Genomic DNA, 16319 nt, shown 5'->3' on the forward strand with positions numbered 1-16319 from the left:
CCAGACGAGTTATTAAACAGCATCTATTTCTTTAAGAAAAATAAAATTCTTAAAACACTTCTTTTTCTTGAACTCATCTTGTGTAATGCTTTTACCTGCAAAATTTATATTTCGAACCCTAATTTTGATATTCTTTGTAACCAATACCATTTAAAATCATAGTTGGCAGATATATTTTAAAAATGATATTTTAGAAAATGACAAGAAAAAACATCCAACATATTACAGTTCCAAAAGACATCAACAATCAGACGTTAAAAACTGATTATAAAACACATAGTACTTCTGAAGGTATCGAGATTAAATCAGTGTATACCGCAGAGGACAACAAAGAATTAGAACATCTTAATTTCTCCGCAGGCATTCCTCCTTATTTACGTGGTCCATATAGTACAATGTATGTACGCAGACCCTGGACGATCAGACAATATGCGGGTTTTTCGACTGCAGAAGAAAGTAATGCCTTCTATCGCAGAAATCTTGCTGCTGGACAAAAAGGATTATCTGTAGCTTTTGATCTGGCTACACACAGAGGGTATGATAGTGATCATGAACGCGTAGTTGGTGATGTAGGAATGGCTGGCGTAGCGATTGATACCGTAGAAGATATGAAAGTACTCTTTGACCAGATTCCATTAGATAAAATGTCTGTATCTATGACGATGAATGGAGCAGTTCTCCCAATTATGGCCTTTTATATTGTTGCAGCAGAGGAACAAAATGTAGATAAAAGTTTACTCTCCGGAACTATACAAAATGACATTCTTAAAGAATTTATGGTGCGTAATACCTATATCTATCCACCGACTCCTTCTATGAGGATCATTAGTGATATTTTTAAATATTGTTCTAAAAATATGCCAAGGTTTAATCCCATCAGTATATCAGGATATCATATGCAGGAAGCAGGAGCCACCTGTGACATAGAATTGGCATATACACTTGCAGACGGGCTGGATTATATCAGAAAAGGAATAGAGGCTGGCATGGATATTGATTCTTTTGCTCCTCGCCTATCCTTCTTTTGGGCAATAGGAATGAATCACTTTATGGAAATTGCCAAAATGCGTGCTGCCCGCATGCTATGGGCAAAATTAATCAAGCAATTCGACCCTAAGAATCCCAAATCCTTAATGCTTAGGACACATTGCCAGACAAGTGGATGGAGTCTCACAGCTCAAGACCCTTTTAATAATGTTGCCAGAACATGCATTGAGGCAAGTGCCGCTGCCTTTGGTGGCACACAAAGCCTTCATACCAATGCACTGGATGAAGCCATTGCATTACCTACAGATTTTTCTGCCAGAATTGCCAGAAATACACAAATCTATCTTCAGGAAGAAACCCAAATAACTCGTACTGTTGATCCTTGGGCAGGAAGTTTTTATGTAGAATCTTTAACAAACGAAATTTCAGAAAAAGCCTGGCAACTCATTCAGGAAGTAGAAGAGCTGGGTGGCATGACCAAGGCAATAGAAGCTGGAATTCCCAAAATGCGTATTGAAGAAGCCGCCGCCAGAAAACAAGCAAGGATAGATAGCGAACAAGATGTTATTATTGGTGTTAACAAATTTAAATTAGCGCGCGAAGAAGCCATAAGCACATTAAAAGTTGATAATGATGCGGTAAGAAATCAACAAATAGCAGGATTACAAAAAGTAAAAACCTCAAGAAACGAAAATGCTGTACAAATGGCATTAAATAATATTACAAAAGCTGCTAAGGATGATACTCAAAACTTATTAACTTTAGCAATAAAAGCTGCCAGACTAAGAGCTACCTTAGGTGAAATCAGTAGTGCTCTGGAGAAAGAGTTCGGAAGATATAAAGCAGAAATTAAATCATTTACAGGAGTGTACGCCAAAGAAATAAAAAATGATGATTCTTTTCATAAAGCAAGAGAGCTAGCCAATCAGTTTGCAGAACTCGAAGGTCGAAGACCAAGAATTATGATTGCAAAAATGGGACAAGATGGTCATGATAGAGGGGCAAAAGTAGTTGCTACAAGTTATGCAGATGTTGGTTTTGATGTAGATATTGGTCCTTTGTTTCAGACACCGGCAGAAGCTGCTAAGCAGGCAGTAGAAAATGATGTCCATATAGTAGGAGTATCCTCACTGGCTGGAGGGCATAAAACATTGGTTCCTCAAATCATTTCAGAATTAAAAAGATATGAAAGAGAAGATATTATGATTATTGTTGGTGGAGTCATCCCTCCTGATGATTATACTTATTTATTTGATGCAGGTGCTGTAGCAATTTTTGGTCCTGGCACCAAGATTAGTGATGCTGCCATTACTATTTTGGATATTTTAATTTCGACGTTTCAATAGTTTTTATTTCTGTGGATATACCATAAAAAAATTGAATTCGTTTTACCAATAAGCGTGCTTATTTATGACAAACAAAATTGCCCTTTTCAATAAAAGAATTTCCGTTTTTATAAAGGATAAAAACAGGAAAAGTCTTTTTAGAATTTGTAAAGAAGCTTTTATCTTTTGGATCGTAAAAAAAGAAAAACCATACTTTTATTTTGGCAAATTTCTTTACAGAAAAAACATCCTTAATTATACAGATTATCTCAGTAACAAAGAAGTACATAAAATTACTTTTTCTAAAAACCTACACAAATATCAATTTGCCTCTCTTTTAAGAAATAAATTATCATTTGCAATATATATGGAACAAAACAGTTTTCCTGTTCCTAAACTTATAAGTCATAATTTCAAAAAGCAGTTTTACTATAAAACTAAGAAATATACAATCAACACCTCAGAAGAATTAGCGCAATATATTGAAATGATATTCGAAAAAACTCAAACAGCTACTATTTTTATAAAGTCTATGACAGAAATGGGAGGCACCGGTTGTTTTTTAATAACAAAAAGCAATCTGAACAATCAGGTCTCTGAACACGCGAATTATATTTTATCAAATGAATGCATTCATCAGGAAGTTGTAGTACAACATCCGGAAATCAATAAAATATATGCTCATAGCATAAACACCATACGTTTTGACACCTATATAGATAAGAATAATAATATCCATATACTATCGGCATTCATGCGTTTTGGGTGTGGAGGCAATGTTGTAGATAATGGCAGCTCTGGAGGTATTTACTTATCTGTTGATATTCAAAAAGGAGAGCTAAAAGGTTTAAGCCACCAACTTATGAAATATGGCGGCAAACAATTACAAAAACACCCAGATACTCATACACAATTTGACGGTTTTTCAATTCCGTATTTTACAGAATCTCTCGCACTGGTAAAAAAAGCTGTTTCTTATATTCCTGATCGAATTATTGGTTGGGATATTGCGATTAGCCCCGATGGCCCTGTAATTATAGAAGGAAATGACAACAATTCTTTTATCACACCGGATATTGCTTTTGGAGGATACTTAAAACACCCTTTGTTTAATGAAATTTTAGAGGAGGCTTAGACTTGTTTTTAGACGAAAAATTCCCTAACTTAACTCTTAACTAATGAAAATAAGAACGTTAGCCTTTTTGATCTTAAAACAATTACACCCTAGATTAAGTATCAATACCCAATACACTCAACCTTTAAAACCTGTAAATTATGTTACAAAAAATACGTAATAAGTCGTTCTGGTTTGTAGATTTGTTAACCGGAAGTAAAAAAAAGTCAAATTTTGAAGATATTAAAACCATACTCACCGATGGATCTTCAGATGAATCCAAAAAAAGAAAACAGCAATATCTGGAAAAGATTTTAAGTCACGCCATCCACACGGTTCCGTTTTACAGAGATAAAAACCCACAATTAACTTCTTTTCCGGTAATAAATAAAAATTTAATTCGAAAAAAAAAATCTGAGTTCGAATCTACTGCGTATATCGACAAGGAAAAAATAACCGTCTGCACCAGTGGCTCTACAGGAACCCCTTTTAAGGTTTGTCAAAACAAAAATAAAAGAATCCGAACTGTTGCAGATAATTTATTTTTCTGGCAGAAAGCATCATTCAGTGTAGGAGATAAATTATACTTTTTCAGGCTTTGGAATGCATTCGAAAAGAAAAATTTCTTAACTCGTTTTACTCAAAATGTCGTCCCTATCGATGTTTTTGAACTCTCTGATGATTTTATAGCAGCGTTACTCAAGGATATACAAAAAAGAAAAAAGAAACCCAGCTTGCTGGGCTATGTTTCTGCATTTACGAAAATATGTAAATATCTTGATCGAACAGACACCGGTTTTAAATCCAATGATGTAAAATCAATAATAACGATTTCAGAAAAATTAGATGCATACACAAAAAAATCCATAACAAAATATTTTGGTATTCATGCAATTTCCAGATACTCTAATCTGGAAAATGGCATAATTGCGCAACAACCAGCAGGTGAGTCCTATTTTATTATCAACCACGCTAGTTATCATGTAGAAATTCTAGACATAGATACAGATCAACCAGTAGAAAAAGGAACTATTGGACGAATCATCGTGACTGATTTTTTTAATTATTGCATGCCTATGATTCGATATGACACAGGTGATTTAGGAAGCATTGATACAGTACAAGGCAAAGAAGTTCTTACACATATTGAAGGAAGAAAAATAGACACTATAAAAAATACACGTGGAGAAATAATCATATTTAATGTAGTACTGATTGTAAACAAATACCAAGAACTGAAACAATGCCAACTCATTCAGAGAGATACTAAAGAATATGTTTTTAAACTTAATTCGGAGACTACTTTTCTAAGAGAAGAAGAATTTCTTATTGAATTCAGATCTTACCTGGGAGATGATGCCGTATTAAGCATTGAATATGTAGATGAAATACCTTTACTAGCCTCAGGGAAAAGAAGAATGGTGGTCAATGAAATGGAGCAATCTAAAAACATGAAAGTCCTAAATTATTAACAATATTACCATCAAAATACCAAAAATATTGATTTTCTTAATATATTAGACTAGAAACATAGGTAGGCATAAAAAACTATGCAAGCATAATTTTTTATAAATATAAATTGTATTTTTCAGCACTATAAATGACACTTATACAAAAAACATGAGTTATACGGATAAAATGCTTAGAGACGGAGCACTAGAAGGAAAAAACATTGTTGTTACTGGAGGCGGTAGTGGACTAGGAAAATCAATGACCAAATACTTTCTGGAACTTGGTGCAAAAGTGGCTATTACATCTCGTAATCTCGAAAAACTTAAAGATACAGCAATAGAGCTTGAGAAAGAAACTGGGGGTACTTGCCTGCCTGTACAATGTGATGTAAGGCATTATGATCAGGTAGAAGCGATGAGAGATCAGGTGATTGATCAGTTTGGATCTGTAGATATCTTATTAAATAACGCTGCCGGAAATTTTATTTCTCCCACAGAACGCTTATCTGCCAATGCCTTTGATACAATCATTGATATTGTTCTAAAAGGAACTAAAAACTGTACACTTGTATTCGGAAAACATTGGATTGACACAAAATATCAAAATACAGTAGTACTTAATATCGTAACTACCTATGCCTGGACAGGCTCTGCATACGTAGTACCAAGTGCTACTGCAAAAGCGGGAGTATTAGCAATGACCAGATCACTTGCCGTGGAATGGGCTAAATACGGAATGAGATTCAATGCTATCGCCCCAGGACCATTTCCTACAAAAGGCGCATGGGACAGGCTACTCCCAGGTGATATGAAAGAAAAATATGATCTATCTAAAAAAGTGCCTCTTAAGCGTGTTGGTGACCATCAGGAGCTGGCAAATTTAGCTGCATATTTAGTATCAGATTTTTCTTCTTATGTAAATGGAGAAGTTGTTACTCTGGATGGTGGTGAATGGCTTAAAGGTGCAGGGCAATTTAACCTTTTGGAAGAAGTCCCCCAACAAATGTGGGATATGCTGGAAGCAGCAATCAAAGCTAAAAAAAGCAAGTAAAGCAACCCACAAAAGAGAATCGTTGCTGTTTTTTGTTTATTTCTGAAATTCTCTTTTCATACATACTTTTCAAATAAGATATATTTATAAACACGCTAAAATACCCATACTACAGCGGATAGCCTGTTTAATCTGGAAATGTTAATATTTTTCATTTTTATAATGTATAATTAATTGTATTTTTATCGCTGTTAATCCAAATCTCCCCTTATGGGTAAAATAATAGCAATTGCCAATCAAAAAGGAGGTGTAGGTAAAACTACAACTTCAGTAAATTTAGCAGCTTCTTTAGGAGTTTTAGAAAAAAAAGTATTACTTATAGATGCAGATCCTCAAGCTAATGCTACTTCGGGACTTGGTATAGATGTAGAAAGTATTGAAAAAGGAACGTATCAGATTCTGGAACATACTATTACATCTAAAGAAGCTATTATAGCTACCAATTCACCGAATGTTGATATGATACCAGCACATATCGATCTTGTAGCCATAGAAATTGAACTTGTTGATAAGGATGAAAGAGAATACATGCTAAAAAAAGCAATCAATGATCTCAAAGAACAATATGACTATGTCTTAATCGACTGTGCTCCTTCACTGGGATTATTAACTCTAAATGCGCTTACAGCTTCAGATTCTGTTATTATACCAATACAATGTGAATATTTTGCACTGGAAGGATTAGGTAAATTATTAAACACTATAAAAAGTGTTCAGAAAATACATAATCAACAATTGGATATTGAGGGACTTCTATTAACCATGTATGATTCCAGATTGAGATTATCCAATCAGGTGGTCGAAGAAGTACAGAAACATTTTAATGAAATGGTTTTTAAAACAATCATTCAAAGAAATATACGTTTGAGTGAAGCTCCCAGCTATGGAGAAAGTATAATAAATTATGATGCTTCTAGTAAAGGAGCAAGTAATTACTTAAGTTTGGCACACGAGATTATAAAGAAAAATAGTTAATGATTCATGGCGAAGGCAACAAAAAAACAGGCATTAGGTAGAGGGCTATCAGCATTATTGAAAGATCCTGAAAATGATATAAAATCAGCAGAAGATAAAAATGCTGATAAGGTCGTTGGTAATATCATAGAATTAGATATGAATAGTATCGAGGTAAACCCTTTTCAGCCTCGTACCAGCTTTAATGATGAAACGTTACAAGAACTGGCTACCTCTATAAAAGAGATTGGAGTCATACAACCTATTACGGTAAGAAAACTTGATTTTGACAAATATCAATTAGTCAGTGGAGAAAGGCGTTTTCGTGCGTCCAAACTGGTTGGCTTAAAAACGATCCCTGCATACATTCGAATTGCTAATGATCAGGAATCTTTGACAATGGCATTGGTAGAAAACATACAACGCCAGGACCTGGATCCCATTGAGATTTCATTGTCTTACCAAAGATTAATTGACGAAATCAACCTAACTCAGGAACAATTAAGTGATCGAGTCGGTAAAAAAAGATCAACCATTGCCAATTATCTAAGATTATTAAAATTAGATCCTATAGTACAAACGGGAATACGAGATGGTTTTATTTCTATGGGACATGGACGAGCACTTATAAATGTTACTGACCAACAGGAACAACTCTCTATTTATGAAAAAATTATAGCAAATTCTCTATCGGTTCGTAACACTGAAGAATTAGTTAGGTCTTTAGGTAAAAAAGAAGAAAATACAGGTACTAAAAAAACTGAAACCAAGGCTCCTCCATACATATTAAAAGGAATAAAAGACTTTTCTGAATATTTTGGAGCCAAGATTGATGTAAAGGTCTCCAACAATGGACGTGGAAAATTAATTATCCCGTTTTCTTCAGAAGAAGATTTTAAACGTTTAAAGAAACTAATAGATAGTGAAAATTAAATCCTTTCATATTATAATATTACTTTTTTTTTGCTCCTGCACACTATTTGCTCAAGAAGAAAATGAAAATGAAGAGCTAAAAATTGTGACCGAACAAGTAGCTGTCAAAAAAAAGAAAAGAAGAAAGAAAAAAATTAGACCCTACGAACCTTTAGCTCCAGCTAAAGCCGCATTTTATTCGGCTATAGTTCCTGGACTTGGTCAAGCGTACACCGGAAAATACTGGAAAATTCCTATTGTCTATGGAGCTATTGGTGCAGGTATTTATTTTTACACCTTTAATAACGACCAGTACAATGAGGCTAGAGATCTTTTTAAACGTAGATTAGCAGGTCTTCCGGATGGTGATAATAGATTAAGCATCCTTGACAATGAACAACTAATCGACAGGCAACGCCGTTTTCGAAGAGATCAGGAATTATCCATATTAATTACCGTAGGATTGTATGTATTAAATATAGTAGATGCCAATGTAACAGCACATTTACAGCAATTTAATATAAGTAAAGACCTATCATTTAACCCCAAACTAAATTTTAACGAGTTCGACGCAAAACCAAGTTATGGTGTATCTCTTACTTATAGTTTTTAAACTTTATAACTACTAACAACCAATCAAGAAAATATGAATATCGCACTGCTAGGATATGGCAAAATGGGAAAAACCATAGAGAAAATTGCAATAGAAAGAGGACATACCATTATCCTTAAAGTAGACAAAGATGACACTTCATATGATGTTTCTGTGGCAGATGTAGCCATAGATTTTAGTATCCCCAACGCTGCTGTACAGAACATAACTAATTGTTTTAATGCCGGAGTACCTATTGTTTCCGGAACTACAGGCTGGTTAGAGTATTATGATCAAATGGTATCCTTGTGTACTGAAAAACAAGGAGGATTTATCTACGCATCGAATTATAGCCTGGGAGTTAATTTATTTTTTGAATTAAATAAAAAACTATCAAAAATGATGAACCCCATCCAAGGATATGATATTCATATGGAGGAAATTCATCATACCCAGAAACTAGATGCTCCTAGTGGAACTGCCATTACGCTAGCCGAAGGAATTATAGAAAATACATCAAAAAATTCCTGGAAGTTAGATCATGGTGATCAAAATACTATTCCTATTATTGCAAAACGAATTGAAAATGTTCCTGGTACGCATACCGTAACCTATACTTCTGAAGTAGATGATATAGAAATCAAACATACCGCGCATAACAGACAGGGCTTTGCGTTGGGTGCCGTAATTGCTGCAGAATGGTTATGCAATAAGAAAGGTGTATATGGTATGAAAGACGTTTTGGGATTATAAAAAAATATTTAAAAGTGTAACGCTTTTACCAATAGAAGCACTTATACTAAAAACAAAGACGAATGACACTTACAGAATGGTTTATTTTTTTCCTGGCAGTACAAGTAGTACATTTCTTAGGAACCTGGAAATTATATATAAAAGCAGGAAGAAAAGCTTGGGAAGCAGCAGTACCAGTATACAATGCAGTAATTTTAATGAAAATAATTAATCGCCCGTGGTGGTGGGTTATACTTTTATTCATTCCTGTAATCAATGTGATTATGCTACCGGTAATATGGGTAGAAACGATTAGAAGTTTCGGAAAAAACAGTACCACAGATACCATTTTGGCTATTGTAACATTAGGGCTCTACATATTTTATGTAAACTACATGCTAGATGTCAATTATATAGAAGACAGAAGCCTAAAACCTACAACTGCAGCGGGAGAATGGATTAGCTCAGTACTTTTTGCGGTCGTTGCTGCCACTATTGTACATACCTATTTTATGCAACCGTATACAATCCCGACAGGGTCTCTGGAGAGAACTCTGCTAATAGGAGATTTTTTATTCGTAAGTAAATTTCATTATGGAGCCAGAACCCCTATGACCTCCATATCATTCCCTATGGTTCATGATACGATACCGTTAGCTAAAACCAAATCCTATAATAGTGATATACAATATCCATATTTTAGAATCCCTGGTTTCCAAAAAATTAAGCGTAATGACATTGTAGTATTTAGCTGGCCTGTAGATACTGTTCGGTTTTTTAGAGATAATTCTGGTATCAATGTTTATAAACCAATTGATAAGAAATCAAACTATGTAAAACGCTGTGTTGGAACCCCTGGTGATTCTCTCTCTATTATTGAGGGTAAAGTACATATTAACAATAAACCATTACAATTATCTTATAGAGCCCGGGTACAATATTCATACACAATAAAAACCAAAAGCGGGTTTAATCCAAAAAACCTTTATGACCGTTACAAGTTAATATATGGTAAAAATCTATACCCTACTGACAACTCCGGAGGGTATATTGCCGCAGAATTATCCGAAGAAAATGCTAAAAACCTAAAAAATAATCCTTACGTTACCAGTGTAGAAAGGGTTATTTCTCAGAAAGCTCCAAGAAAAGATTCGTCTATTTTTCCTAACAATGGCAAGGTAGACTGGACTATAGATAATTTTGGTGCCATCTATATCCCAAAAGCGGGTACAACAGTAGAAATGAACTTAAAAAGTTTTTCGCTTTACAGAAGAATTATTGAAGTGTATGAAGGTTCTGAATTGGGTATTGACAATAAACTGTCTGTAAACGGGACGAACGTATTACTTAATGGCAATCCTATAGACAGCTATACGTTTAAACAAGATTATTACTGGATGATGGGAGACAACCGTCATAATAGTGAAGATAGCCGTATGTGGGGATATGTACCTGCAAATCACATCGTAGGAAAACCTGTTTTTATATGGATGAGTTGGGATAGCAATGCCAAAGGATTCTTTAATAAAATTAGATGGGAACGCCTATTTACAACCGTAGGAGGAGATGGAGAACCAAGATCTTATTTTTATTACTTCCTGATCGCTTTAGCTGGATGGTTTGGTTTCAACTTTTACAGAAAAAAGAAGAAAGCTAATTAGTATAAATTAATAGTAATTTCAAAAATTGAAACCCACCCTACTCCATCCAATGTATTTTGGATCTATATCAAAGTATGTAGCTATCGCCCAATCAGGCGAAGTTGTTTTTGAGGATCATGATAATTACCAAAAACAGACCTATCGCAATAGGACTTATATTTATGGAGCCAATGGTAAACTTCTATTGACTATACCTGTAAAACATTTAGGAAAAAATAACAGACAGTTATATAGAGATATACGTATAGAAAATGATTTCCCCTGGCAGCAAACACACTGGAGATCCATAGAGACTGCTTATCGCACTTCTCCTTTTTTTGAATACTATGAGGATGAATTTGCACACTTATTCAAAAAAAAGAAAACGTTTTTATTAGATTTTAATTATGAATGTATAGAAATCATTCTTGACTGCTTGCAATTGGATCGTAACTACACCAAAACAAATACATATATAAAAGATGCCGTAGTCCATAGAGATATGAGATATCTTGTAAATGCAAGAAAGGAAAAATCAGTGTTGCTGGAAAAATATATTCAGGTATTTTCAGAAAAACATGGTTTCATACAAAATCTCTCTATCCTGGATCTATTATTTAATGAAGGCACCAATGCCCTTACCTATCTGGAGAATCAAAAAATCTTTTGATGCTTAGGACTTGTATTCATTATGGCCTTCATTTTTTAATTCCTATAGCCATTGTTCTGGTTTTTTTTCCAAAATATTGGAAAAAAAATTATCTTATTTTTTTAACAGCTATGCTAATAGATCTAGATCACCTAATAGCTGATCCTGTTTTTGATCCTAATCGCTGCAGTGTAGGGTTTCACTTTTTACATAGTAGCTATGCTATTGTATCATATCTCATACTATCAATACCTAAAAAAACGAGAATCGCCGGACTGGCACTATTATGGCATATCATCACAGATCAAATAGACTGCTGGATGATGTTGTCTGACTTCATATAGAACTGTCACTATAGTTTAATTTTAGAAAAAATAGGATAATGATCTGATAGTTCTACATCAAAACTCTTAAAATCAATCACATCAATATCTTCTGGAACTAGAATAAAATCAATTCTTGCTGGGAATAATTCGAATTTAAAAGTTTTACCAAAACCGCTCCCGGCCTCCTTAAATGTATCCAAAAGATTTTCTGATTTAATTTTATCATATACATAAGAATAAGCAGTGTTATTAAAATCTCCCATCACAATATTTTTATATGGCGATGATTTCATGTGCTCAATAAGTTTTTCTGCCTGGTTTTGTTGTTTTTTAAAAGATACTTGTATGCGCTTTAGTAACTTCTGTGAATCGACTTTTGCCAGCTCATTGGTATTAGAACTGATCCTGTGTGATTGCAAATGCACATTATACACACGTATTGTATCTGATTTTATCACTATATCGGCAAAAATCACATTATTGGGTGTTTTTTCGAAACTCAAAGAGCCTTTATTTAAAAAAGGATATTTAGAAAAGATAACCAGAGCTAACTCTCTTCTATTATGATTAAAATACTCATATTTATGCTGATACTGACTGAAATCGGTATCTGCATTATTATAGAACTCCTGTGCACAAAAAACATCAGGATCTTGTTTTTTTATTAATTTAGAAATGTTCTGAGGTATCTCCTCTGAATCAATCCAATGAAATCTATTAAAACTATGCACGTTATAGCTTAAGAGAGAAGTAACACCTTCTATTTCTTCAGATGACTTTCCTCTCAACTTATACAAAGAAGAAACATGCGAAATTCCTAAAATCAGAATCAGTAGTGATACTAACATTTTTCGGTTCAGGAGTACCACCCAATACAGTAAAAATATTACATTTATTATTATTAGCACAGGCACTGCCAGGCTTAATACGGAGAGTAAAGGAAAAGTATGAGGCGAAACATATGGCAGCAGATATGATAATAACAAAGCAAAAGCTGCAAAGGAATTGATGATAAAAACAATCTTATTTACCAGCTTTCTCATACATAATTATTCTTTACCAGCTTTGAACAAAAAATCCTTTTCTTGTTTTGTCAAACTTTCATATCCACTTTTACTAATCTTATCAAGTATTGCATCGATCTGAGCCTGATTAGGATTCTTCTCTTTTTCTTTATATAAATTCGTTCGCTTGTTCGAAGCTGTTTTGGTTTTGGTCGCTTTATGCACCGTTTTTAAGGGGCTTTTTTTTCTGGAAGTAAACATACTTACTGTAGCATCCATTATTTTTTCGAACCAGCCTCCTATATCATTTCCTTTTTTAAGCTGACTTGCATAGACATATCCAAACAAAGCCCCTCCTAAATGAGCTATGTGACCACCTGCATTACTAACAGGAATCTGAATTATATCTAATATCACAAAAAAAGCAGCTATCCACCAGAATTTAATACTCCCTAAAAACATCAACCTAATTGTCATATTAGGTATATACGTTGCGATTGCAATTAATATAGCCATGACAGAAGCAGAAGCTCCTAATAAGGAAGAAGCTCCTATCTCAGAAAAAGCAGGAAATAAGTTATATGATAACATATATAATAACGCTCCAAAAATTGCTCCTAGAAAATAAACAGTAAGCACTCTTTTTCCTGTTAGATACTGAACAAAATATCTTCCGGAAAAATACATTAATATCATATTAGAAGCGATATGCCATATATCACTATGCAGAAATGCATAGGTAATTATTGTCCACGGTTTTACTATAAATTCACTAAGCTCTTTAGGAAACACGAACCAATCCTGTAAAGAATTGTTTGGTATTTTAAATAAAAATGCAAAGGTATTCAAGAGATAAAACAAAACAAATACAACTACATTGATTACTATCAGTTTTTCTATGATAGTAATCATCTTATATTTCAGTTTTAAATCGTCTATCAATGCCATTAGTTCCAGCGATTTTGATTAAATGAATTCTTCTTCCAATACCACATCGTAATAAATCCTATGACCGCTCCACCAATATGTGCCCAATGTGCTACATTAGATGGACCCATAATGGATTGTCCGGTAATTCCGCCAAACAAATCCATAGCAAAATAAGCAGCCACCAGATACTTAGCTTTAATAGGAATAGGGATAAACATTAGATATAATGGTAAATTGGGATATAGCACAGCAAAAGCCACTATGATACCCGAAATTGCACCAGAAGCACCTACCATCAAACTTCTATATGCTCCAAACATATTAGAAACACTTTCTTCTGAGGTATACTGCAAAACAGCAGTGCTATATTCTCCTGATTTTAAAAAACCTATCACCTCCTCATTAGTAAAACCAGCCTCAATAAAACTCTGATACGCAGGCTGAAACTGAACATAATAAAATACTAATTGAAGTAACATAGCTCCAAAGCCAGAAGAAAAATATAAAAACAAAAATTTCTTTTGCCCGATAGAGGTTTCTAAATGACTACCAAACATGTACAACATAAACATATTAAATAATATATGTGTAAAGGTTGACTGACTATGCATAAACATATGCGTAACCACCTGCCATATCTGAAAATTGTCATTCTTAGGAAACCATAAAGCAAATAATCGATATGCAACATCTCCTAATGTCAGAGATCCTATAAAAAAAATAACATTAATTATCAGTAAAGTTTTTACCGTGTCTGTAATTCTCCCCATATATTTAAAATTTCTTATCTATGTCATCTACTGTCAGGGTGATGAACGTTGGTTTATTATCAGGTGTTATGGTGGGTTCTGTACATGCAAAGAGACTATTTACAATATGCTGCTGTTGCTCTATTTCTAAATCCACCCCAGTTCTTACTGCCAAACTACCAGATATTGACCTTGCTAAAAGATCTGTCAACGAAAAACCACTATCCGGCACTTCCTGCTCTATATCACTCACCAACTTTTCTAACAGCATAGAGACTTCGCTTTCTGTTGTTACTGTTGGAATTCCGGAAATGGTAGCTTCTTCTTCTGAAATGTCATCAAAAACAAAACCTGTATTTTCTAACTGCTCTTTTACTTCTTTTAACAATATCGCTTCTTGCTTAGAAAAAGAAAGTTTTAATGGAAATAACAATTGTTGACTGACAGCACTCGCCATAGTAATATTGCGCAATACCTCTTCATACAATATCCGCTGATGCGCACGGTGCTGATTAATAATTACCATTCCACTTTTTATAGTAGTGACAATGTATTTACGTCTTAATTGATACGTAGTATTATGTGCTAATTCTGTATTCTCATTACCTTTGAACAAAGAACCTGTTACTTCAGTACTTTCGAATTCTACTGTAGAAAAATTATTCTCAACAGGTTTAGGAGCTATATCCGGGGTATCTAGCCCAACATATAAATTCTCCCAACTTCCTGCGGCATCTTTTTTGAAATCAGTATAAGGTTTTGAAGAAGAGAACCCTGCATTTTCTTTTTTCTCTTCCTTAAAAGGATTAAAACTTCTATCTACTTCTATTGTTGGAGTCTGCGCTATTTTACCTTTATACTCGTATGGAGTATCCATAGATGAATCTCTATTAAAATCCAATACTGGTGCTACATTAAACTGACCTAAACTATGCTTAATAGTCGAACGCAGCATGGCATATAAAGCATGCTCGTCGTCAAATTTAATTTCTGTCTTTGTTGGATGAATATTAATATCAATAGACTGTGGATCCACTTTTAGATATATAAAATAACTTGGATGTGCTTTTTCCTTCAGCAAGCCTTCAAAGGCCGAACTGACTGCATGATTGAGATAAGCACTTTTTATAAATCGATCATTCACAAAGAAAAATTGTTCTCCTCGTGTTCTCTTCGCATATTCTGGCTTACCTACAAACCCACTAATACTAACTAAGTCAGTTTCTTCATTTACGGGTACCAGTTTCTCATTTGTTTTTCCTCCAAAAACCTGAACAATACGTTGTCGACGATTTGAAATCGGAAGGTTAAAAATTTCGCTCCCATTGTGATAAAAATCAAATTTGATAGTCGCATGTACCATAGCTACCCGTTGAAATTCATCTATAATATGCCTAAGTTCTACTGAATTAGATTTTAAAAAATTACGTCTTGCGGGAATGTTATAAAACAGATTCTTTACACTAATAGAAGTTCCTTTTGGTGATACACATACCTCTTGGGATATCACTTGGCTTCCTTCTATTTTAATTTCTGTACCTACCTCATCCTTCTCCTGCTTTGTTTTCAATTCTACATGGGCTATGGCTGCTATAGAGGCAAGTGCTTCTCCTCTAAAACCTTTAGTCTTTAATTGAAAAAGATCCTCTGCTGTTTTTATTTTTGAGGTAGCGTGACGCTCAAAACTTAACCTGGCATCAGTAACACTCATCCCCATGCCATCATCGATTACCTGAATCAATGTTTTTCCTGCTTCTTTAATAATCAATTTTATGTGAGTCGCTTTGGCATCGATAGCATTTTCCAGTAGTTCTTTAACTACTGAGGCTGGACGTTGTACTACCTCTCCTGCGGCAATTTGATTTGCTACGTGATCTGGTAATAATTGAATAATATCTGACAT

At 34.2% G+C, this 16319-nt stretch carries 15 protein-coding genes; 11 read left to right on the plus strand and 4 right to left on the minus strand.

Going from position 1 to position 16319, the window contains the following annotated elements; genetic code table 11:
- The first annotated feature begins 197 nt into the window (after positions 1 to 197).
- The 11 genes from scpA (at position 198) to F0000_RS07550 (ending at position 11751) form a co-directional block, all read left to right on the plus strand.
- Entirely contained in the window at positions 198 to 2333 is a 2136-nt protein-coding gene (gene scpA / locus F0000_RS07500; RefSeq protein ID WP_149624097.1) for a methylmalonyl-CoA mutase, read from the plus strand.
- Between the two features lie 64 nt (positions 2334 to 2397).
- Positions 2398 to 3447, plus strand: coding sequence for a sugar-transfer associated ATP-grasp domain-containing protein (locus tag F0000_RS07505; protein ID WP_149624098.1), 1050 nt, complete (start codon positions 2398 to 2400; stop codon positions 3445 to 3447).
- Positions 3448 to 3587: 140 nt separating this feature from the next.
- Complete coding sequence (locus F0000_RS07510; protein ID WP_149624099.1) at positions 3588 to 4898, plus strand: CoF synthetase; 1311 nt, start codon at positions 3588 to 3590, stop codon at positions 4896 to 4898.
- Positions 4899 to 5046: 148 nt separating this feature from the next.
- On the plus strand, positions 5047 to 5928 hold the full coding sequence (locus F0000_RS07515; RefSeq protein WP_149624100.1) for an SDR family oxidoreductase: 882 nt from the start codon (positions 5047 to 5049) through the stop codon (positions 5926 to 5928).
- A 210-nt stretch (positions 5929 to 6138) separates the two neighbouring features.
- Positions 6139 to 6903, plus strand: coding sequence for a ParA family protein (locus F0000_RS07520; protein ID WP_149624101.1), 765 nt, complete (start codon positions 6139 to 6141; stop codon positions 6901 to 6903).
- Between the two features lie 6 nt (positions 6904 to 6909).
- Positions 6910 to 7815 (plus strand): ParB/RepB/Spo0J family partition protein, encoded by a 906-nt coding sequence (locus tag F0000_RS07525; RefSeq protein WP_149624102.1) that lies wholly within the window; start codon positions 6910 to 6912, stop codon positions 7813 to 7815.
- A gap of 85 nt (positions 7816 to 7900) precedes the next feature.
- Entirely contained in the window at positions 7901 to 8407 is a 507-nt protein-coding gene (locus tag F0000_RS07530) for a DUF5683 domain-containing protein (protein ID WP_255452662.1), read from the plus strand.
- A 33-nt stretch (positions 8408 to 8440) separates the two neighbouring features.
- Positions 8441 to 9139 (plus strand): 4-hydroxy-tetrahydrodipicolinate reductase, encoded by a 699-nt coding sequence (gene dapB / locus F0000_RS07535; RefSeq protein WP_149624103.1) that lies wholly within the window; start codon positions 8441 to 8443, stop codon positions 9137 to 9139.
- 62 nt (positions 9140 to 9201) lie between these two features.
- Positions 9202 to 10779: a signal peptidase I gene (gene lepB / locus F0000_RS07540; RefSeq protein ID WP_149624104.1), complete on the plus strand. Its 1578-nt coding sequence runs from the start codon at positions 9202 to 9204 to the stop codon at positions 10777 to 10779.
- Positions 10780 to 10804: 25 nt separating this feature from the next.
- Positions 10805 to 11428 (plus strand): WbqC family protein, encoded by a 624-nt coding sequence (locus F0000_RS07545; RefSeq protein ID WP_255452663.1) that lies wholly within the window; start codon positions 10805 to 10807, stop codon positions 11426 to 11428.
- Positions 11428 to 11751 carry a DUF6122 family protein gene (locus F0000_RS07550; RefSeq protein WP_149624105.1) on the plus strand — a complete coding sequence of 108 codons (324 nt, stop codon included), beginning with the start codon at positions 11428 to 11430 and terminating at the stop codon, positions 11749 to 11751. The genes F0000_RS07545 and F0000_RS07550 overlap by 1 nt, the downstream gene beginning before the upstream one ends.
- Positions 11752 to 11759: 8 nt before the next feature.
- Here F0000_RS07550 and F0000_RS07555 read toward each other — a convergent pair whose 3' ends face one another.
- From F0000_RS07555 to mutL, 4 genes are read right to left on the minus strand one after another with little or no spacing between them, the layout of a single operon-like run.
- Positions 11760 to 12776: an endonuclease/exonuclease/phosphatase family protein gene (locus F0000_RS07555; protein WP_149624106.1), complete on the minus strand. Its 1017-nt coding sequence runs from the start codon at positions 12774 to 12776 to the stop codon at positions 11760 to 11762.
- A gap of 6 nt (positions 12777 to 12782) precedes the next feature.
- The gene (locus F0000_RS07560) at positions 12783 to 13685 is read right to left on the minus strand and encodes a rhomboid family intramembrane serine protease (protein ID WP_149624107.1); all 903 of its coding nucleotides are present in this window, start codon (positions 13683 to 13685) and stop codon (positions 12783 to 12785) included.
- Positions 13685 to 14437 (minus strand): rhomboid family intramembrane serine protease, encoded by a 753-nt coding sequence (locus F0000_RS07565; protein ID WP_149624108.1) that lies wholly within the window; start codon positions 14435 to 14437, stop codon positions 13685 to 13687. Before F0000_RS07565 ends, F0000_RS07560 begins: the two co-directional genes overlap by 1 nt.
- 4 nt (positions 14438 to 14441) lie before the next feature.
- Entirely contained in the window at positions 14442 to 16319 is a 1878-nt protein-coding gene (gene mutL, locus F0000_RS07570; RefSeq protein ID WP_149624109.1) for a DNA mismatch repair endonuclease MutL, read from the minus strand.

This window comes from Aquimarina sp. RZ0 (assembly GCF_008370685.1).
GTDB lineage: Bacteria > Bacteroidota > Bacteroidia > Flavobacteriales > Flavobacteriaceae > Aquimarina.

Excerpts from the sequence above, each read along its gene's own strand:
- scpA (WP_149624097.1), top strand. The coding sequence starts at position 198 with ATGACAAGAAAAAACATCCAACATATTACAGTTCCAAAAGACATCAAC.
- F0000_RS07505 (WP_149624098.1), top strand. The coding sequence starts at position 2,398 with ATGACAAACAAAATTGCCCTTTTCAATAAAAGAATTTCCGTTTTTATA.
- F0000_RS07510 (WP_149624099.1), top strand. The coding sequence starts at position 3,588 with ATGTTACAAAAAATACGTAATAAGTCGTTCTGGTTTGTAGATTTGTTA.
- F0000_RS07515 (WP_149624100.1), top strand. The coding sequence starts at position 5,047 with ATGAGTTATACGGATAAAATGCTTAGAGACGGAGCACTAGAAGGAAAA.
- F0000_RS07520 (WP_149624101.1), top strand. The coding sequence starts at position 6,139 with ATGGGTAAAATAATAGCAATTGCCAATCAAAAAGGAGGTGTAGGTAAA.
- F0000_RS07525 (WP_149624102.1), top strand. The coding sequence starts at position 6,910 with ATGGCGAAGGCAACAAAAAAACAGGCATTAGGTAGAGGGCTATCAGCA.
- dapB (WP_149624103.1), top strand. The coding sequence starts at position 8,441 with ATGAATATCGCACTGCTAGGATATGGCAAAATGGGAAAAACCATAGAG.
- lepB (WP_149624104.1), top strand. The coding sequence starts at position 9,202 with ATGACACTTACAGAATGGTTTATTTTTTTCCTGGCAGTACAAGTAGTA.
- F0000_RS07550 (WP_149624105.1), top strand. The coding sequence starts at position 11,428 with ATGCTTAGGACTTGTATTCATTATGGCCTTCATTTTTTAATTCCTATA.
- F0000_RS07555 (WP_149624106.1), bottom strand. The coding sequence starts at position 12,776 with ATGAGAAAGCTGGTAAATAAGATTGTTTTTATCATCAATTCCTTTGCA.
- F0000_RS07560 (WP_149624107.1), bottom strand. The coding sequence starts at position 13,685 with ATGGCATTGATAGACGATTTAAAACTGAAATATAAGATGATTACTATC.
- F0000_RS07565 (WP_149624108.1), bottom strand. The coding sequence starts at position 14,437 with ATGGGGAGAATTACAGACACGGTAAAAACTTTACTGATAATTAATGTT.
- mutL (WP_149624109.1), bottom strand. The coding sequence starts at position 16,319 with ATGTCAGATATTATTCAATTATTACCAGATCACGTAGCAAATCAAATT.